Here is a 19,222-nt window from a genome sequence, read left to right as displayed (position 1 = left end):
TGGGAGAACTCGCCGATGGAACGCTGGTGGAATGATTTTAAGCTCATTTGGTTAGCCAAACGCTCGCGGCCTAAAACATTGACGGAATTAGAACAATCAGTAAAGGAAGCTATTAAATATTTCAACACTCAACGAGCTTATACATCCAAAAACGGCTTGACCGCGGAAAAATTCCACGCTCAAGCCGCATAAACTATTTTTCTATTTGAACTGTATACTTGACAGGCGCTAGTGCCTCATGATTCTGACCGGCGTTTTCACGTTCAGCTAATTTTTTGATTATTCACCATCAACACAGAGCTTTTTAATGGCCTGAGCATAGATCTCCATCGCCTTAAACATATCTGGCAGCGGCCATTGTTCGTTGGCTTGGTGCATGTAATCTGGCGTGGTTGGTAACATCCCTCCGAAGGCCACGCAGTTATTCATGGTCCGGGCAAAGGTAGCTCCACCAGAGATCTGCGGTGTGGCCTTGGTGTCACCTGTCTGTTCCTTGTAGACAGCCATCAGTGTCTGAATCAGCTTGCTGTCCTTTGGAACATAGAGCGGCGCAACATAGTCAAATGGAGCATACTTAAGGTCGTAAGGGGCAACGTTCTTGTCCAACTTCTTTAATAGCTTGTCCCGGTCAACGGTAACCGGAATCCGCAGATCAATTTGCATCCGGGTCTCCTTTGCATTAATCTCCAAACTAGAGATGTTGAAGGTCAAGTGACCGGACTCGTCCGCAACATCACCGAGCACGTTAGCTCCGGTGGCATCCTCCTTGAAAAGCTTGCCAATAAAGTCTAATGGCTTGAAATCAAAAACATCGTCAAGGGCGATTGCCAGACGCAAGACTGCATTGGTGCCCTGTGGTGCCAACATGGCGTGAACCGACTTTCCCAAGACAGTAATTGAGTGTTCATCGCTAGTGTACTTGAAGCCATGCTTGTCAAGGGCAGCCTTGACCTCCTCCTGCTTTGGCCCATCATAAACAGCCTTGTCAGGAACGGCATTGAAGGCATTCTTTAGACTAATATTTAGCTTGTCCGTGCCAGGGCCGACCAGGTAAGCCTGCTCCAGTCCCTTTTCGGCATAAATCAGTGGAAACTCAGCGTCTGGTGAAATCCCACTGTCAATTTGGGACTCCTTCTTGTTGTACTGGGCAATTCCCCGCCAGAGAATTTCCTCGTCGGTCCCGTAGATAAAACGAATCCGCTGATTGAAGTGGTAGCCGGCGTACATCAGAGCCTTAACCGCGTACAAGGCGGCAATTCCAGGCCCTTTGTCGTCCTGGGCGCCCCGTCCGTAGACAGCATTATTAATGACGGTACCCTTGAAGGGATCATGTTCCCAGTTCTTTAGATCCCCAGCTGGGACTGTGTCAAGGTGACAGATTACCCCAAAAACCTTGTCACCCTCGCCAACTTCGGCATAACCATAGTAGCCATCTGGATCTTCATAGGTCTTAAAGCCCAGCTCATCACAGATCTTCATCATTTCGTCCAGAGCGTTACGAATCTTGCGGCCAAACGGCGCTCCTTCCTCAGCCGGCTGATTGTATGATGGTACCGAAATCAACCGTTCCAATGTTTTAACAGCTTCTTGTTGTTCCTTCTCGTTTACTAATTGTGCCATAAATACTCATCCCTTTTACAATACGGCAGCAACACCTAAGAATACACAGGTAACAATAAACAGATAGATCATCAACTTGAGCATCCACTTCCACCAAACACTGACGTTGACGTGGGCAATGGCCAGAGCCCCCATTACGATCCCGGAGGTTGGCGTGATCAGGTTAACCCAACCAGAAGCCGCTTGGTAGGCCGTGATGACCAGGCTGCCAGAAACGTGAGCGAAGTGTCCCAGCGGACCAATGATTCCCATGGTAGCAGCGGCTAATCCAGAGGTCGATGGAATCAAGAATGACATTGGGATATAGAAGATGTAGGTCAGGATAATGAAGACACTCTGGGAGAGTCCATGCAGGCCTACTTCTCCCCAATGCAGGACGGTCCCAGTAATCATCCCGTTATTCATAACTACTTGAATCCCACGAGCAACGGCCACAATGATGGCAACACTCAGGAAATCAGCCATTCCCTTCATAAAGGCGTCCATAAATTCGCCCTCCTTCATGTGGTAAACCCACATGATAACAACAGACATGAAAAGGAATAGCATCGTGATTTCATTGAAGTACCAGGTCCCCAGCGGCGCCATATCGTGCCCCAAGAAGTTACCCAGGAATGGAATCCCAGTGAGCCACTTGGTAAAGGTGTCAAAGAAGGTCCAGTGACTGTTTAAGTTGGTCCATGGGATCAGCCCAAGAATCATGATGACAAAAGTCAATCCGAAGAGCCAGATGACGGCCTTTTGCCGACCAGTCATCTGATGGTCATCATCGGTTCGGGTCTTGATGGCAAAGCGTTTCTCATCCTCGGCCCGCTGGTCATAGATCAGTGACTTGGTCGGGTCCTTCTGAATAACAGAGGCGTAGTGATAGACGTAGATGATGCTGACGGCAGTCGTGATGATTAACAATAGCAGCCGTGAACCAAGGCCATCACCGGGTGAAATATTCAAAGTCTGTGATGCAACCCCAGTGGCAAACGGGTTAACGGTTGATGCCAAGCACCCAACCTGGGTTCCGACCAGGGCAATCGCCACGGCGACCAGCGAGTCAAATCCGACCCCCATCATGACTGGAATCAGTAATGGGTAGAAGGCAATCGTCTCCTCGCCCATGCCATAGGTGGAACCACCGATGGCAAACAGGATCATCAGAATTGGAATCAGCTGTTTCTCTCGTCCCTTGTAGCGACGGACAATCGAGCTGATCCCTTCGTTGAGGGCGTCAGTCTTATTGACGACTCCCAAGAAGCCCCCAATTACCAGGATAAACAGGGAGACGGAGATTGCTCCCTCCGTCTTCTTGTCCCCAACCATCCCAATGACGGGTGCCATAAAGACGTCCCAGATCCCCTGCGGCTTGCTGGAAACCGCCTTGTAGGTCCCGGAGATGATATTGCCTGCCTTATCAGTAGCGTAGGTCCCGGCTGGAATAATCCAGGTCAGGATGGCAATAATTACAATAATGATGAACAAGATCGTATAAGCAGACGGCATATGAAACCGATGCTTTTTCTTTGCTTCTTGCAAATTCTTCACCCCAAATCAAAATAAAAGAGTTCAATACGGTTAAAAAACGTAAAATATTACACATTTTCATTGTAGACTTATTTGTAAACGGCTTCAATATTAAATAGACAGATTGCAAAATCTAATTCAGTAGGATTAGTTTACAAATGTTATAATAAAATTGTTGATAAATTTTGCTTTTTGAGAGGAGATCTTTTCATGACGATGAACCCGAATCAGGCACAAGATGTTTGGAAAGACGCCGGTGAACACGTGCAGTTTACCGTACTGGAACTAAAGCGGGAGGATCAAGCCAAGGAACAGGCAGCCATCGAGGAATTTGTTGATCGCTACCAGGCCATCATCCGTTCCCTCCGTATTCGTGACAATAAGGGTAATCTGAAGGCTTCCCTGGGCTTTAGCAATGCGGCCTGGGACTACCTCTTCCCCAACGCACCGAAGCCTAAGGAACTGGAGACCTATAAGACGATCAGCGGTGATAAGTACGCCATGCCGGCCACCGAGGGGGACATCTTCCTCCATATCCGGGCCAACGACGAGGCTGCGGTCTACGAACTGATCACCCAATGTATGCTCTTCCTAAGGGACTACACCACCGTTGTTGATGAAACCAAGGGCTTCCGTTACTTTGAAGGCCGGGCGATTATCGGCTTTATCGACGGGACCGAGGCTCCACAGGTCGAAGACGCCGCCGACTACGCCATCGTCGGTGATGAGGATCCATTCTTTGAAAATGGTTCCTACGCCTTTGCCCAGAAATGGCGTCACCACATGGACATCTGGAACAAGCTGACTACCGAGGACCAGGAGAAGGCAGTCGGCCGCAAGAAGTTCAGTGACCTAGAACTGGAAGACCAGGAGAAGTTCAAGAATGCCCACAACGTTGCCTCCCAGGCCAAGATCAACGGGGTTGAGCAAAAGATCGTCCGGATGAATGTCCCATACTCCGACCCAGCCTCCGGAATTACCGGAACCTACTTCATCGGCTATGCTCGACACTGGACCGTCACCAAGAAGATGCTGGAGAACATGGTTGAAAAGCACGACTACCTCCTCTCCTTCTCCGACATTCTAACCGGCCAGCTCTTCTTCATCCCGTCTCGGCCACTGCTTGATAAGATTGCCGACGGTGAATTAAGCAAGTAGTTCTTTAAGAATTTTTCCAAGCTATTAACTGCAAAAGCATAGATAATATAATTTACCATTTTCAAAGGATCTGACCAGAAGGTAGATCCTTTTTTGTCTGTATCACAAAACGCCCGTTGTACCACTAGACACAACCAGCACTTTATTAACGAGGTCGTGACAAAAAGCGTTACAATTTAAGTAATCTACGAAAAGAAGGCAGTAAATATGTGGCAAAGACGCGCATTCGATGACCTATCAACTATGAAACTATTCGAGATCTATAAGCTTCGCGATGAGGTATTCACCGTCGAGCAGCAACGGATCCATAATGATATTGATGATAACGACCTTAAGGCAATCCACGTCTATGACGAACTGGACGGCCAGATTGCAGCCTACTCCCGGGTCTACCTGAAGCAGCCCGGTCTGGTCACCTTCGGCCGGGTAGTCACCGCCCCGAACTTCCGCGGCCGTGGATTGGGTAATGAACTCCTCCACCAGATTATGGATACTATCCGGGATTATTTCCCGGGAAATAAAATTGAGATCGACGCCCAAGTACAAGTGGAAGGATACTACCAGAAGTTTGGTTTCCACAGTGAAGGTGAACCTTACATTCACGCCTCGACACCTCATATTAAAATGGTCCACGCGGCCCTATAAACACCAAAAGATCGACCAGCCAAAGCATTGATCGATCTTTTTCTTTACTTAATAACTTCCGTAAACCATTCCAGAAAGAGTGGAAACCACCGGCTCATGTGGCGGTCGACACGATCCTGATTAACAATTCCGGTATACTTATTGGCCAGGGCGATCCCGTGGTTGCCCGTCCCAAACTCGTGGAGTTCAAATGGTACTCTATGTTGGGCCAGAGCCATCACGTAGGCATTAACGTGATCCAGATAGGGGGTCAGACCGTCGTTGACTGATCCCCAGACGAAGGTTGCTGGAGTTCGGTCCGTTACTAGCTGGCTGACGTCCTCGGTAGTTACTCCCATCCGGTCGTCAATTGTCGGTTTTATCACCGGGTAGCCAAGGGCGGCAAATTGAGCCTTGGTATCTGACCGGTTACTGTAGGCTGCCGCTAGCTGGCCACCAGCCGAGAAGCCAATGACACCCAGCCGTTCCGGGTCAACATTCAATTCCGCTGCGTGAGTCACGATGTAGTCAAAGGCTTGGACAAGGGCTTCCTTAGCCTCCTGGTAGCCCCGGTACTCCAAGACTGGATAGCGAACGACGAAACTCTGGAAGGCATGAGTTGCAAAGGTCAAGGCCACCCGCTCGGAATCGCGCTCCTTGATCTGCTGATAGCTGCCACCCGGTACGATCACGACTGCCGGCAAGGCCACATCGCTTGCACTGTGGTAAATATCCAGGGATGAATGGGCCTGGGCAAGTTTGACGTTACTAATCTGCATAGTGATATCCCCCTCATTAGATTATTACTCCCTATTCTACCCCTGGTCCGACAAAAATGCCTGTCCGAAAGGGGTTACATGGCAATTTCAACCAATTTACCCTTGCTAATGCGGGGAGCTCTGGTACAGTTAGACAGGTACTGTCATTTTTTGAGGAGGTATTTGAAAAAACAATGTCAATTATGAAGACTAAGTCATTCTGGCTGGCTGCCGTAATGACGCTGATCTGTTCTGTGGCAGGGGTGCTACTGGCCAAACTGCCCTACGTTAACCTGATTGGGGCACTGGTTCTTGCCCTGTTGCTAGGAATTGCCATGCAGCTAACGCCAGTCAACATGCGCAAGGAAGCCAAGCCAGGGGTTGGTTTCATCTCTAATAAATTTCTGCGTCTGGGAATCATCCTACTCGGTTTCCGGCTAAACTTGCAGACCTTAGCTGAAGCCGGGGTTAAGACTATCCTAGTAGCCGCCGTAGCTGTTACCGGGACAATCTGTCTAACCTATTACCTCAGCCGGAAATTTGGGGCCAGCGACGAGCTAGCAATCCTCAGCGCCTGCGGGTGCGGAATCTGCGGAGCTGCCGCCGTCATGGGGGTTTCACCGCAATTGGAGACCACCGACGAAGAACGCAAACGCGAGGACGAGGTGCTTGCCGTCGCAGTAGTCTGCGTAATGGGAACCGTCTTTACTCTGATCGAGATCGGAATCAAGCCCCTCCTGCATCTGACTGATCCACAGTTCGGCATCGTTGCTGGCGGATCCCTTCACGAAATTGCCCACGCGGTTGCAGCCGGTGGGGCCTTCGGTGAAGGTAGCCTGGATAACGCCTTGATCATGAAATTATCCCGGGTCCTCTTGCTGGCGCCAGTGGCTCTAATCGTTGGTTACTGGTACCAGCACCGTCTGGTCAAGGAAAGTGAAGAGGAACACACAACAGCCCCGAAAAAGCTGCCAATTCCATGGTTCCTCGGCGGTTTTATCCTGACTAGTATTCTTGGGACTTTCCTGCCGTTCTCCGCGACCTTACTGGATGCTTTAGTACAGGCAGCCTACATCTTCTTAGGAATGGCAATGGCCGCCTTAGGGTTGTCCGTCAACTTCAAAGTGATCTTCAAACGCGGTGGCGCAGTCTTTGGTGCTGCTATCATCAGTTCCACCTGTTTGCTGATCTTCATGATCATCATGAGCAAGTTGTTTTTCTAAATTTAACCGTAACAACAAACGGCAAGACCGTGGCCAATTGGGCCGGGCGATCTTGCCGTTTTCTTGTTTTAAATCTTCTCTAACGGGACTTTCTTAGTCGGGGCCGGATATTCCCGGTCAATCATTGCCAGTTCCTCTTCTGTCAATTTGAGGTCCATCGCCGCAATATTGGCCTTAACATGATCGACGGTAGCCGCCTTAGGTAGGGTCACCAGGTTATTGTTTCTGGTGATCCAAGCTAGCATGACCGGGTAGGGGTCGGTATTGTGGGCCGTTGCAATGTCACGGAGAACCTTAGTCGGGTGTAAATAGTTCCAACCAACCGCGTGGAATGGCGAATAACCAAGAAAGCCCACCTGGTGTTTGGCCTGCCATGGCAGAAGATCAAACTCGACACCCCGACTGGTCAGGTTATAGAGATCCTCGTTGGCGAAGCACTGGTCACCATGGGGAACCTTGAGAAGATCCTCCATGTCCTTAACATCGAAGTTGGAAACACCCCAGTGCCGGATTAGCCCCTCCTGCTTGAGTTGTTCTAATCCAGCAACAGCCTGGGCAAGGTTCGCTCCGCCTCGCCAGTGGAGGAGATAAAGGTCCAAGTAGTCAACCCCAAGACGTTTTAGACTGCCCTCTAGACTCCGCCGCTCCTGGTCCGGGGTGGCGTGGCTGGGCAGAACCTTGGAAATCAGAAAGACCCGCTGCCGGTCAATATCAGTCATTCCCCATTTAATCAGCTCCTCGCTGCCTGGGTAACTCTCCGCGGTGTCGACCACATTAATACCGTGCTCCAATCCATAATGGATCGCCTCGGCCTCCTTGAAGGGGCGCCGGCCGAGGTCTGCTCCGCCAATTCCAATCTGACTCAAGCGTTCACCATTCATTGTTACATACTTCATTTCAATTACTTCCTTTGCCGAAAATGCCGTGCAACAATCAGTTTAGTTGTCGTCCAGGGGCCGCCCCACCAGCCGTTGAAACCGGTGTTGACTACCCGGATATCATCAAATCCCAGGTTAGCCAGCATCTGCTGATACTCGTCAACGTGGCTAAAGTCGGCAATCGCCATCGTCCCGTCAGCCTTGAGAACCCGAGCCGCCTCTTGAACTGCCCGGTTACGTTTCAGGGCTGGAGTAATATTATGAAAAGCTAGGTCGACCAGAACTTTATCGAACCTACGATCCGGGAAGGTCATGTTGAAAACGTCTGTGTCCACCAGTTGAACCCGATCAGCAACTTTGGCTGCGTTAACCCGAGCCTGGACCGCTTGCTGGTCCTGACGCCAGTCCCCAGTTCCAGTCACCTTAGCGGGGGCTTGAAGGTTCTTGGCCAAAAGAAGCAAGTCGTTTAATCGGCCGGCGCTGAGGTCTAGAACCTGGTCGTGATCCCCGAATTCCATCCGATTCACCAATTCTTGCCAGATTTTCAGATGGCCTGTCGTCATGGTATGGATCAGGATCCCTGCCCAGACGATCAATAGGACCAGCCAAATCAGGTTCCAGTAGCGGTGACTGGCAAAAGTGCCAATTAGACCGAACACAACAACAAAGAAGACCACCGCTAAGATGGTTACAATATTAATTCCCCGTAATTTCATTTTATTTTCCCCTAGTTAACAATATCGTTGAGTTTCTGAATATCTTTGAGCTGGCCGACTACCGTAACCTTATCGTGCAGCTGGATCACATCATTGGCCTGCGGCATCTGATTAACCTGGTCATCGGCACTGACAATGATAATCACGTTGACGTTGTACTTGTTCCGAAAGTCGAGTTCGTCCAATGTCTTTCCCACAAACTTGGGATTGTCGATGATGATCTCAGCCAGGGTCGTCTCCTTGCTCAAGGTAACATAATCAACGACACTGGGGTTGAGCTGCTGGAAGATGAGCCGCTTAGCCAAGTCATGCTCCGGTCGGACAACCCGATCAGCCCCGACCCTTTCCAGGACTCGGGCATGATTGGCGTTCTCTGCCCGACAGGTCACATCCGTGGCACCAAGATCCTTGGCAATCAGTGTAGCCATAATGCTGGCCTCAATATTTTTTCCAATCGAAATGTAGACATGGTCAAAACTGCCGATGTCGAGCTCCCGCAGGGTGTCCTCATCCTGAGCATCAGCGACTACCGCCCGCATGACCGAGTTAGCTAGCTCGTTGATGACGTCTTCGTTAATATCAATCGCCAGGACCTCCTGACCAGCGCGGACCAGGGACTCACAGATGGAGGCCCCAAACTGACCAATCCCAATCACGGCATAACTTTCTTTTTTAGCCAATTAAAACACTCTCCTCTGGATAATGGTAACTCTTCGTCTTCGGCTGGGCATTAAAGATCGAGAACATGACCGTATAGATCCCGACCCGACCGATAAACATCAGCACCATGATGATAACTTGACCAATAAAGTTCAGCTGGGTGGTGATTCCCAGCGAAATTCCGGTTGTACCAAAAGCCGCCACAGCCTCGAAGGTCACGTAGGCCAACGAGTCATGTTTAGGCAAAGTCTGGGTCTCAACCAGCAGCAGGATCGCCACTAGTAAGATCACCAGGGCCACGAACAGGAGGGTCAGGGCTCGGTAGATGTTCTCCTGGGTGAAACGACGGTGGGCAAACTCGGTATCCTTCTGTCCCCGCAAGGTAGCAATACTCTGGATGGCCAGCAAGCCGACCGTCGTTGTCTTGACCCCACCGGCTGTCGATCCGGGCGTCCCCCCGATAAACATCAGGATGATCGTGAAACTCAGCCCCGCCGCACTCAACTTCGTGTATGGAAAGGTAATCAGTCCAGCTGTCCGCGGTGTCACCGCCATGAAGATCGTATTCAGCAGCCGCTGGGGACTGGACAGTGTGCTGCTCAGTTGGGCTAAATTATGCTCCGTGAGCAGGTAAACCAGAAACGAGAGGACGAACAGGACAGCACCAGTTCGCAGCGCCAACTGGGTATGCAGGGACAAGTGGTGGTAACGGTGATAGCCTAGGATGTCTTTCCAAACCAAAAAGCCAAAAGATCCGGCCACAATCAGAACCATTAGTACACAAAGCATGTAGGGATCGTTGACGTAGTTCTCCATACTATTGCCAAACAGGTCAAAACCAGCGTTGCAGAAAGCTGAAATCGCGTGGAAGACGCTGTACCAGAGTCCCTTCAATAGACCATAACGCGGGTAGAAGTCGAAAAAGAGGAAAACAGCGCCAACCAGCTGGATCAAAATTGACAACCGGATGATCAGGTAGACCACGCTCAGTTGTGAGAGGTGGTCAAGATTTAGTGCCTCCTGAGTCAGCAGGCGGGTTGACATCCGCATCCGCCGGCGAATCATCAGTGACATCATGACAGCAAAGGTCATGAAGCCCAGGCCGCCGACCTCCATCAACACAGCAATCACCACTTGACCAAAGGGCGTCCAGTGAGTGGCGGTACTAACCAAGGTCAGTCCCGTCACACAGGTAGCGCTGGTCGACGTGAAGAAAGCAGTCATGAAGCTGGTGTGGAGACCAGGCCGTGTTGCAAACGGCAGCAAGAGCATGATGGTCCCCAGCATAATCACCAGCAGGAAGCCAAATGTTAAAATCTTGGGAAACGAATATTTTCGTCCATTGATCTCAATCATAATTTCACCCACCCATCTTAGTCATCATTAATTATAAGCGTTTTGGCTGCTAATTGCTTCCTTTCTAGTCAATAAATTGACACTCGAAAGCGCTTCCCATACAATTAAGTTGTCAGCTGCTGTGGATCAATAGAAAGGGGTAATTTTTAATGTATTATTCTAATGGAAACTACGAAGCCTTCGCCCGGCCACGCAAGCCTGCGAACGCGGATAAGAAGCACGCCTATATTGTTGGTGCAGGGCTTGCCGGCCTGTCTGCCGCTGTTTTTCTAATCCGTGACGGTCAGGTACCGGGCAAGCAGATCCACATCTTTGAGGAACTGCCAGTCGCCGGTGGCTCCCTGGATGGCCAGGACCGGCCGGACATCGGCTTCGTAACCCGGGGTGGCCGGGAGATGGAAAACCACTTCGAGTGTATGTGGGACATGTACCGATCCATCCCATCCCTGGAAATTCCGGGTGCCTCCTACCTGGACGAATACTACTGGCTCGACAAGGATGACCCGAACAGTTCCAACTGTCGGCTGACCTACAACCGCGGTAACGAGGTGCCGTCAGACGGCAAGTACCTCCTATCCAAGAAGGCCATCAAAGAGCTGACCAAGCTAGTTCTGACCCCTGAAGACCAACTCGGCGACCAGACTATCGGGGAATACTTCTCCGACGAGTTCTTTGAAAGCAACTTCTGGACTTACTGGGCTACCATGTTTGCCTTCGAGAAATGGCACTCCCTGGCCGAGATGCGCCGTTATATGATGCGGTTCATCCATCACATCGACGGCCTGCCGGATTTCACCGCCTTGAAGTTCAACAAATACAACCAGTATGAGTCGATGACCAAACCACTCTTGGCCTATCTCAAGGGTCACGGCGTCCACTTTGATTATGATACCCAGGTGGAGAACGTAATTGTGGACACCAAGGACGGTGAGAAGCACGCCAAGAAAATCGTCATGACCCAGGAAGGTGCCCATAAGGAGATCGACCTGACCGATGACGATCTGGTCTTCGTTACCAACGGTTCAATCACTGAGAGCTCCAACTATGGCAGTCACCACAAGGTCGCCAAACCGACCCGGGATCTAGGTGGCAGCTGGAAACTCTGGGAAAATATCGCCAAACAGTCACCAGCCTTTGGACATCCTGACGTCTTCTGCAAGAATTTGCCGGAACGGTCTTGGTTCATCTCAGCCACGGCAACCGTCAAAAACCCACAGGTTGAGCCTTACATTGAACGCCTAACCAAGCGAGATCTTCATGACGGCAAAGTTAACACTGGTGGCATCATCACCGTCACCGACTCCAACTGGATGCTCTCCTGGACGATTCATCGCCAACCTCACTTCAAGAAGCAAAAGTCAAATGAGACGATCGTCTGGATTTATGGCCTTTACTCTGATACCAAAGGAAACTACATCAAGAAGCGGATTGTCGACTGCACCGGTGAAGAAATTACTAAGGAATGGCTCTACCACCTCGGGGTCCCAACGGCCCTGATCGACAAGCTGGCTGACGAATCCTCAATCAACACCGTACCGGTCTACATGCCGTTTGTCACCTCCTACTTCATGCCTCGGGTCAAGGGGGATCGGCCGGCCGTGGTCCCAACCGGATCTGCCAACCTGGCCTTCATCGGTAACTTTGCCGAGTCCCCGACCCGTGACACCGTCTTCACCACCGAGTACTCAGTCCGGACCGCAATGGAAGCTGTCTACACCTTGATGAACGTTGATCGTGGTGTGCCGGAAGTCTTCAACTCAATTTACGATATCCGAACCCTGATGCGGGCAATGTATTACATGAATGATAAGAAGCCGCTAAAAGATATCGACCTGCCGATTCCAAAACTGGTCGAGAAACCACTCCTCAAAAAGCTGGAGAACAACTGGATCGGTGAATTGATGAAACAGCAACATCTGCTTTAACAAAGTAAAAAAAGATAACCTGCGCTTACCACAACACAGGTTATCTTTTTATTTGATGCGTTTTTAATATGAACCACACTCAGCTGTTGATGTTAATTGGATATAAAAGGGATGCGCGGTTCATCCTAATACTAAAGACGCAATTATTCTTAAAATAAGAGCAAATCATTCATTTGCTTAAAAATATTATAGGCGCTAAATATTGTGAAGTAAAGCACACAATTGAAATTTTTTCAATTTATTTTATATAATTTTATTACGCCAGCATTAATATTCTCCCAATCTACCGTATATTATGCATTGTGAATCGATGATCAGCAATGATTTAAGAATTAGCCTAACAGTTCTGACCGTATAGGAAGCGGATCAGGTAAAAATCAACCTTTTTATTATTATGCAACCCACTGTGATCCGCGTTGATCCCCGTTATCTTTACCTCCTGGTATGATTGCGCCCGAGCAGCCACCAGGTAACGCATCGAACGGGAGGAGTTATTAGCGACCCGACCGTCTGAATTGCTGCCGTCCTGGAGGTCACCAAAGAGGTTGAGGACCCGGGTGTGGTGCGGAAAACTTTCGTGCAGTGGCAAGAGTTCCCGATATTCCTTAACCTGACGGGTCGTCGGCAACCCATCAGGTGCCAGCTCCATTGCGTTGGGCCGGTCCCGTTTGCCTAAAGCCCCATTAAAGGCACCACCGAGTGAGACAAGACGAGCAACCCGGGGTAAGTGACGATCGTTAGCATTGTCCATAATATAGCAGAGGATCAGTAATGGACCGCTGGAGTGACCGACAAAATTAACTTTTTTGAAGTGATACTGCTGTTCAAGAGCAACCACAACGTTCTTGATCCAGGCCGCCGAAACATGGTTGTCACGCTCACGGCTATTCTCCAGATTGACCTCGACGATCGGATTATGGGGATGACTCGGCAGGCGATGGTTAAAGCTTACCTGACCCTGGGGCGAAACAGTTGCTAGAACAACGTTATCTGGTGTCGTAATCCCAGCATCAATTAAGTTTTGCACCATCTTGACCTCGGCATGGTAGCTGCTTGGCATCCCATGAACGAAGATCGTCGGGGTGTCAGCGCTGGGGGCGTTCGGGGATTTTAATGCCATCCAGTTCTGCTGGACCGTTCCAGCAACCGTCGCCCCGGCCATCAGCAGGCAGCACAGGGCTAACTTAATCCCCTTAGTCACGATAATCACCAGCCTTCCACCACACCGGCAGATTTACCTTCACAAGGACTGGTGCCTCGCCAAACATACAGAGGTCTGCTTGGCCAACCGGGAGCGTATTGGTATCCTGGAGGTTCAAACCGGCCCTAGGTAAACTGGTTACCTCAGCTTGGTCTAGAAGACGGTGCACCAGCAGGTTGCTGAACTGGGACCGTAAGCGGGCAGGCAGGTCCAGCGGGGACTGGGTCGTCAAAACCAACTTAAGGTTCAACTTCCGCCCCTCCCGGACCAACTGAAAGATACCATTATCCGCCAAATTGCGTTCATCCTTGGGGAGATAACGGTGTGCCTCGTCGATGATGACGTTGACTGGAAAACCAACATTATCGTGAAGACGCAAGCGAAGAATCTCCTTGAGCAGCAGCGAGATGATCAGCCGCTGACTTTCCTCGTAATCCTTCAGTAATGACAGGTCAATCACCAGGGTACGGTGACTGCTCCGGTGATGGAGAAACATCTTGAGGATAAAGTTGAGTTCACTCTTCATCGTCCCGGTGTGATGGTCGGTGTCGAAAAGCGCCCGGAAAGTCGGGCTAGCCAGCTGGTCGTGAAGTGCCGTCAGCAATGGCCAATTGTGATTAATCCCTACCCGATCATACTGCTGCCCCAGCCGAGTATAATCAGCCCGGTTATCCGGGTATGGAACCACGAACTCCTCAATCAGCTGGGCAAAGAGTTCCTGGGCAGGAAAGTCACTGGCCCATCCTCCCAACTGATTCTCGGCATCTTGATAATCAGCCAAGGTTCGGCCTAAACGCCGGTAAGGTCCTGGCTCCCCCTGAATGTTATGCTGAATCTGCAGGTCAGTGACCGCCTGGCGCAGCTTGGTCTGCAAGGCAGGGTCGAACTGAAGCTGAAGGGTAGTCAACAACTGGTCAACCGTCAGCTTTCCCGCCTCAAAATAGCAGTTGTCCCCCAGCCGGTAGGTAATGGCGTTAGGAAGCTTAGTATACTCGCCAGTCGGATCAAGGATAATCGCCGTCTGGCTCAGCTGTTGGAGCTGCCCCAACAACGACAAGGTGGTGGTCGTCTTGCCACTACCCGTCTGCCCCACGATCAACAGATGGTGGTTAAACAGGTCCGTCGTCAAACGGTCAATTGTTCTTCGGTCCGTGATCGTCAAAAAGTCAAGTGCTTCCTGCATGGTGATTTCCTCCCTTTTCCTGTATTATCTGCCGAATCTGCTAAATTTACCAGTAACTAAAATAGGCAAGGTGTTACCCCTACCTAACATCAATCGTTATTGAATTAACCAGCCTAGGGGCCAGGCAAACCAGTCAAAGATGCGGTCTACTCGTTGGCCACTGATATGGCGCTTGGTAGCCAGGACCCGGAAGGTGACGTGCTCCTCTGGAAAGCGTTTGGCCGTCGGATAGAAGCCGTTGCGCCGGTAAAATGCTACCCGCCGCAGCCGCTGCTGGTTATTGGCAGCGCGGTCATCTGGTTCTTCGACGTCGAGCAAGAGGGAATCCTTCCCATAATGGCACCGCAACTGGTGGATGATCCGACTGCCATAACCCTGTGACCGCACTTGGTCATCGACGGCCAGGAAAAGAATGTAGTGACAACCCTGACTATGGATCACATAGGCAAAGCCCACAAACTGTTCCTCGTCATAAAAGGCCATGAAATCGGCTCGTTGAAAGTAGCTCTTTAGCATCAGCCAACTCCATGGTTCCTGCTCGTACTTTGGGAACGCCCGGCGGTAGAGCTGTTTTACACGTCGATAGTTATCTCGGCCCGCTCTGACGGGCTGTATGTCTAAATCCAAACAAAAATCACTCCTTGTGGAAGAACATTTTACCAGATCCGCCCGCCAAAGACTAATTTTCACCGATAATTTTACTGAAAATAAAAAAGCCCCGGCGATTTTTTCACCAGAGCCATCAAAATATCAATATCAGATTAAGCACGTGACTTGTAGCTGCCATCCGTGGTGTTGATAATCAGCTTGTCGCCGTCTTTGATGAAGGCAGGAACGTTAACAACCAGGCCAGTGTTCATCGTGGCTGGCTTACCACCGCCGTCGATGGTTGCACCCTTGATCATTGGTTCCGTGTGGGCAACGGTCAGTTCAACCGTGGTTGGCAGTTCAACCCCGATGATGTCGCCGTTGACAAAGTTCAGGGTTACCTTCATGTTCTCAACCAGGTAGTTCTTGTCGTCACCGAGCAGGTCATGACTCAGCGTGTATTGGTCGTAGGTCTCCAGGTCCATGAATACAGCGTCGTCACCCTCGTCGTACAGGTATTGAGCAGAACGCTTGTCAACGTTAACCTGTTCAACCTTTTCGGAAGGACGCATCGTGGTGTGGACAATGGAGCCGGAACGCAGGTCTTGGATGTCCATCTGCATCAGGGTGTTACCCTTACCTGGCTTGTGGTGGTTGATTTGCAGAACCTTTAACAGCTTGCCATCACGTTCAAAGACCATACCCTTTTTCAAATCAATTGTTTGAATCATGTCAAAACTCTCCTTTGTATCTTATCTCGGTGCCATCCCGATCCGGAACTTAAGCGGTCAGGCGATCAACCGCTACGGCCGCACCAAGCCTAATTAGATCTGCTGACGTTTTACAGCATTCATTGTTATTGTATCACATCATAGGGCTAGAGCGTGGCGTTATCAGTCAAAAAACGCCGTTCACTCAATTAGCTTTCTCTTAATTTCCCGTAAACTTTCCCTAAATCTATCCCAAAAGCTCCTAGGCTCGGTTACGATCCAATATAATTATATACAACAGATAACTAGGAATGAGAGGTGAAACAATGCTTAAGAGTTACTACATTACTGATCATCAGCTCCACCCACACGACGGTCCACTAACGGATGCTGATATCATCATCACGGCTAGCCCCCATCAGGACGAACAGGAAGCCATCTGTCAACAGTTCGACCTGGACCCACTGACCTTCCAGTTCTGTAATTCCCCCGAGGAGGTGGCCCGCTTCCACCCGACACCGAGTACCGTCCTCAACCAACCCAGCCTTTTGGTACTTTATGACTTCAACGCCGAATGCAAACGCATTGAAGAACAGCTCGCACCGGCTATTTTCATCTGGGACGACCAACACCTTATCATCTCTACCGTAGCGGTTATGGACTGCTATTCACTCCTCCAAGAGACAGTCAAAAAAACTACGTCCCCGGTCAAAATAATGCTACCCCTGATCAGCCACTGGCAAGATCGTCTAATGATGGCCTTGATGAAATATAAGTCCCAGATCGATAAGCTCGACCGCGGGGCACGTAAGACAATTGAAAATGATGAGCTCCGGCACCTGACTAACCTGATCCGTAAGTTAGTCTTCTTTGAACACACGATGAACGACCAGAATGATACCCTCTCATCCTTTCTAGCATCCTCAGACGTTGAAGAGATCGATCATCAAATAATCTTGGATATTCAGACTAAACAGCGCCGGTTAAATAAGGCCATCCACATCTTCCGTGACCTGCTCGATTCGGTCAGTGGCCTCTTTACCTCGATGATGGATAATAACCTGAACCACTTGATGAAATTCCTCGACTCTGCCGCCCTGGTAATCGCTATCCCTGCCCTCGTTTCGGGACTAATGGGGATGAACGTCGGTGGCCTCCCCTGGAAAAATGATCCCTATGGTTTCTGGATGATCTTCATCATCGCTATCATTATTGCCCTCGTCGCTGCTTACTACCTTAACCACAAAGAGTACACAGACTGAAAATGACCAACCGGGGTTCACCCAGCTGGTCATTTTCATTTATCAATTAAATTATTCTTCAATCGGGTGCTTGGCAGTTAGCTTACGAACCCCGTCCTTGACGGCTTCAATTACCTCCTGATCTTCAGGGTGGCTCAGAAGCTTAACAATTAGGTCGGCTACCTGTCGAGAATCCTCCTCATCAAAGCCACGACTGGTGATTGCTGGTGTCCCGATTCGCAGTCCGCTGGTAACAAATGGGCTCCGCGGATCACCCGGGATCGACTCCTTGTTGGTAGTGATATGAACGGTATCCAGCATGTTCTGGGCATCCTTACCGGTGATCCCGGTCTTGGTGATATCGATGATCATCAGGTGGTTTTCAGTCCCGCCGGAAACCACCCGGACCTTGTCAGACTTGGCAAACTCGTCAGCCATTGCCGCTGCATTCTTCACGACCTGGTTGATATAGTCGGTAAACTGCGGCTGCAAGTCCTCGTAAAACGCCTGGGCCTTTCCCGCAATCACGTGTTCCAGCGGGCCGCCCTGGGTCCCCGGGAAGAGTGCTGAATTAATCTTCTTACCCAGCTCGGCGGACTTGGAGAGGATCATCCCACCCCGTGGCCCACGCAGGGTCTTGTGGGTGGTGGTCGTCACCACGTCAGCCACCGGTACCGGACTTGGGTGGGCCCCAGTGGCCACAAGTCCAGCGATATGGGCCATGTCAACCATTAGGTAGGCACCAACCTCATCGGCAATCTGACGGAACTGCTGCCAGTCGATAATCTTGCTATAGGCCGAGGCACCAGCCACAATCAGCTTAGGCTGGACCTCCTCAGCAATTGCCCGAATATGATCATAATCAAGCAGCTCGGTTTCGGGATCGAGGCCGTAGCTAAAGGACTGGTAGACCTTCCCACTAAAGTTGACCTTGGCACCGTGGGTCAGGTGACCACCAGCATCCATCCCCATCCCCAGGATCCGGTCACCAGGCTTGAGAAGGGCCTGGTAGACAGCCATGTTGGCCTGAGAACCAGAGTGCGGCTGGACATTGACGTATTCTGCACCAAAAAGCTGCTTGGCATAGTCAATCGCCAGTTGCTCGACCTGGTCGATGTACTGGCAGCCACCGTAGTAGCGCTTGCCCGGATAACCCTCCGCGTACTTGTTAGTTAAGACAGAGCCTTGGGCTTCCCGAACTTCCTTCGATACGATGTTCTCAGATGCAATCAGCTCGATCGTATCCTGCTGCCGCTGTTCCTCCTTGGCAATCGCTGCCCAGAGTGCTGGTGATTTCCCTGCGTATTCCATGTTGGCATTCCTCCTCGATTCAAACCATCGTTGCTCTCTTTTGATTATACTACACTGAGCACGGATGTTGTGTACCTATCAGGAAATAATCGGCCGCATTTAGCGAACTTTCTACATTCGATTGCAACTAATGTTTAGATAAACGCCCTTATCGGTCTAAACGGTGGCGATATTCTTCGCCGATAGCTGTGTCAAATCCCCCACAAAAAACGTAATCGACTATAACACGTTCCGCGTCCTTTATAAAAAAAGACCCGCCCAAGAAAGCGAGTCCTTTATTTTGTCTACCGAAGGATTAGTCTTCAACCTTCTTGGCTTCCTCCATGGCCTTCATGATGGAAGGGTTCTTGGAGTGACAGTCCTTGATCATCTGCAGGTCTTCTTCGCTTAATTCAACCGTGTACTTAGCCATTTTTCTCCCTCACTTTGCTTAAAGAATTACCTTAACTATACCATAACCGTGCTACCCTGCACGGCTAAATTCCCGAAATTAACGCTTCCGGGCACCCGGGTCCTTCATCAGTCGGTAAACCAGCTTGGTAACAACGGTCTGAG

Annotated in this window: 17 protein-coding genes and 1 pseudogene; 6 read left to right on the top strand and 12 right to left on the bottom strand. The window is 50.3% G+C overall.

Translation table 11 applies throughout. The features are described 5' to 3' along the window. Positions 1-192 (top strand): annotated as a pseudogene (locus CK797_RS08515) (IS3 family transposase); the annotation flags it as partial. An 87-nt stretch (positions 193-279) separates the two neighbouring features. On the opposite strand, the gene CK797_RS08510 reads toward CK797_RS08515, so the two are convergent. Further along, the gene (locus CK797_RS08510; RefSeq protein ID WP_104689315.1) at positions 280-1,620 is read right to left on the bottom strand and encodes a M20 family metallopeptidase; all 1,341 of its coding nucleotides are present in this window, start codon (positions 1,618-1,620) and stop codon (positions 280-282) included. Between the two features lie 15 nt (positions 1,621-1,635). Further along, complete coding sequence (locus CK797_RS08505) at positions 1,636-3,114, bottom strand: YfcC family protein (RefSeq protein ID WP_412458032.1); 1,479 nt, start codon at positions 3,112-3,114, stop codon at positions 1,636-1,638. 231 nt (positions 3,115-3,345) lie between these two features. On the opposite strand from CK797_RS08505, the gene CK797_RS08500 reads away from it, so the two are divergent. Beyond that, the gene (locus CK797_RS08500; protein WP_104689313.1) at positions 3,346-4,293 is read left to right on the top strand and encodes a Dyp-type peroxidase; all 948 of its coding nucleotides are present in this window, start codon (positions 3,346-3,348) and stop codon (positions 4,291-4,293) included. Between the two features lie 207 nt (positions 4,294-4,500). Next, entirely contained in the window at positions 4,501-4,938 is a 438-nt protein-coding gene (locus CK797_RS08495) for a GNAT family N-acetyltransferase (protein ID WP_104689312.1), read from the top strand. A 44-nt stretch (positions 4,939-4,982) separates the two neighbouring features. Here the strand turns inward: CK797_RS08495 and CK797_RS08490 are convergent, their stop codons facing one another. After that, positions 4,983-5,696, bottom strand: coding sequence for an alpha/beta hydrolase (locus tag CK797_RS08490; RefSeq protein ID WP_104689311.1), 714 nt, complete (start codon positions 5,694-5,696; stop codon positions 4,983-4,985). 173 nt (positions 5,697-5,869) lie between these two features. Between CK797_RS08490 and CK797_RS08485 the strand changes: the two genes are divergently transcribed. Next, entirely contained in the window at positions 5,870-6,898 is a 1,029-nt protein-coding gene (locus tag CK797_RS08485) for a YeiH family protein (protein ID WP_104689310.1), read from the top strand. A gap of 68 nt (positions 6,899-6,966) precedes the next feature. Here CK797_RS08485 and CK797_RS08480 read toward each other — a convergent pair whose 3' ends face one another. The 4 genes from CK797_RS08480 to CK797_RS08465 are packed head-to-tail and all read right to left on the bottom strand — an operon-like array spanning position 6,967 to position 10,508. Next, complete coding sequence (locus tag CK797_RS08480) at positions 6,967-7,779, bottom strand: aldo/keto reductase (protein WP_104689316.1); 813 nt, start codon at positions 7,777-7,779, stop codon at positions 6,967-6,969. Between the two features lie 20 nt (positions 7,780-7,799). Further along, the gene (locus tag CK797_RS08475) at positions 7,800-8,492 is read right to left on the bottom strand and encodes a class I SAM-dependent methyltransferase (protein ID WP_104689309.1); all 693 of its coding nucleotides are present in this window, start codon (positions 8,490-8,492) and stop codon (positions 7,800-7,802) included. Between the two features lie 11 nt (positions 8,493-8,503). Further along, positions 8,504-9,172 (bottom strand): potassium channel family protein, encoded by a 669-nt coding sequence (locus tag CK797_RS08470; RefSeq protein ID WP_104689308.1) that lies wholly within the window; start codon positions 9,170-9,172, stop codon positions 8,504-8,506. Further along, positions 9,165-10,508: a TrkH family potassium uptake protein gene (locus CK797_RS08465; RefSeq protein WP_104689307.1), complete on the bottom strand. Its 1,344-nt coding sequence runs from the start codon at positions 10,506-10,508 to the stop codon at positions 9,165-9,167. Before CK797_RS08465 ends, CK797_RS08470 begins: the two co-directional genes overlap by 8 nt. Before the next feature lie 149 nt (positions 10,509-10,657). On the opposite strand from CK797_RS08465, the gene CK797_RS08460 reads away from it, so the two are divergent. Beyond that, positions 10,658-12,433, top strand: a complete 1,776-nt coding sequence (locus CK797_RS08460) for an oleate hydratase (protein ID WP_104689306.1) — start codon at positions 10,658-10,660, stop codon at positions 12,431-12,433. Between the two features lie 337 nt (positions 12,434-12,770). Here the strand turns inward: CK797_RS08460 and CK797_RS08455 are convergent, their stop codons facing one another. From CK797_RS08455 to efp, 4 genes are all read right to left on the bottom strand, one after another. After that, complete coding sequence (locus CK797_RS08455) at positions 12,771-13,643, bottom strand: alpha/beta hydrolase (protein WP_104689305.1); 873 nt, start codon at positions 13,641-13,643, stop codon at positions 12,771-12,773. Next, positions 13,627-14,817, bottom strand: coding sequence for an ATP-binding protein (locus CK797_RS08450; RefSeq protein ID WP_104689304.1), 1,191 nt, complete (start codon positions 14,815-14,817; stop codon positions 13,627-13,629). The genes CK797_RS08455 and CK797_RS08450 overlap by 17 nt, the downstream gene beginning before the upstream one ends. 96 nt (positions 14,818-14,913) lie before the next feature. Next, on the bottom strand, positions 14,914-15,444 hold the full coding sequence (locus CK797_RS08445; RefSeq protein WP_104689303.1) for a GNAT family N-acetyltransferase: 531 nt from the start codon (positions 15,442-15,444) through the stop codon (positions 14,914-14,916). 134 nt (positions 15,445-15,578) lie between these two features. Next, positions 15,579-16,136, bottom strand: a complete 558-nt coding sequence (gene efp, locus CK797_RS08440; RefSeq protein WP_104689302.1) for an elongation factor P — start codon at positions 16,134-16,136, stop codon at positions 15,579-15,581. Positions 16,137-16,441: 305 nt separating this feature from the next. Here efp and CK797_RS08435 point away from each other — a divergent pair, with 305 nt between their 5' ends. Then, positions 16,442-17,377 (top strand): magnesium transporter CorA family protein, encoded by a 936-nt coding sequence (locus CK797_RS08435; RefSeq protein ID WP_181049551.1) that lies wholly within the window; start codon positions 16,442-16,444, stop codon positions 17,375-17,377. A gap of 51 nt (positions 17,378-17,428) precedes the next feature. On the opposite strand, the gene glyA is transcribed toward CK797_RS08435, so the two are convergent. Beyond that, positions 17,429-18,667 carry a serine hydroxymethyltransferase gene (gene glyA, locus CK797_RS08430; RefSeq protein ID WP_104689300.1) on the bottom strand — a complete coding sequence of 413 codons (1,239 nt, stop codon included), beginning with the start codon at positions 18,665-18,667 and terminating at the stop codon, positions 17,429-17,431. Positions 18,668-19,222: the final 555 nt, after the last annotated feature.

Source organism: Limosilactobacillus pontis, assembly GCF_002940945.1.
Classification (GTDB): domain Bacteria; phylum Bacillota; class Bacilli; order Lactobacillales; family Lactobacillaceae; genus Limosilactobacillus; species Limosilactobacillus pontis_A.
This window is presented reverse-complemented; position numbering and strand designations above follow the sequence as displayed.

Coding starts and splice junctions, on each gene's coding strand:
- CK797_RS08510 (WP_104689315.1), bottom strand. CDS start 1,620: ATGGCACAATTAGTAAACGAGAAGGAACAACAAGAAGCTGTTAAAACA.
- CK797_RS08505 (WP_412458032.1), bottom strand. CDS start 3,114: ATGCCGTCTGCTTATACGATCTTGTTCATCATTATTGTAATTATTGCC.
- CK797_RS08500 (WP_104689313.1), top strand. CDS start 3,346: ATGACGATGAACCCGAATCAGGCACAAGATGTTTGGAAAGACGCCGGT.
- CK797_RS08495 (WP_104689312.1), top strand. CDS start 4,501: ATGTGGCAAAGACGCGCATTCGATGACCTATCAACTATGAAACTATTC.
- CK797_RS08490 (WP_104689311.1), bottom strand. CDS start 5,696: ATGCAGATTAGTAACGTCAAACTTGCCCAGGCCCATTCATCCCTGGAT.
- CK797_RS08485 (WP_104689310.1), top strand. CDS start 5,870: ATGTCAATTATGAAGACTAAGTCATTCTGGCTGGCTGCCGTAATGACG.
- CK797_RS08480 (WP_104689316.1), bottom strand. CDS start 7,779: ATGAATGGTGAACGCTTGAGTCAGATTGGAATTGGCGGAGCAGACCTC.
- CK797_RS08475 (WP_104689309.1), bottom strand. CDS start 8,492: ATGAAATTACGGGGAATTAATATTGTAACCATCTTAGCGGTGGTCTTC.
- CK797_RS08465 (WP_104689307.1), bottom strand. CDS start 10,508: ATGATTGAGATCAATGGACGAAAATATTCGTTTCCCAAGATTTTAACA.
- CK797_RS08460 (WP_104689306.1), top strand. CDS start 10,658: ATGTATTATTCTAATGGAAACTACGAAGCCTTCGCCCGGCCACGCAAG.
- CK797_RS08450 (WP_104689304.1), bottom strand. CDS start 14,817: ATGCAGGAAGCACTTGACTTTTTGACGATCACGGACCGAAGAACAATT.
- efp (WP_104689302.1), bottom strand. CDS start 16,136: ATGATTCAAACAATTGATTTGAAAAAGGGTATGGTCTTTGAACGTGAT.
- CK797_RS08435 (WP_181049551.1), top strand. CDS start 16,442: ATGCTTAAGAGTTACTACATTACTGATCATCAGCTCCACCCACACGAC.
- glyA (WP_104689300.1), bottom strand. CDS start 18,667: ATGGAATACGCAGGGAAATCACCAGCACTCTGGGCAGCGATTGCCAAG.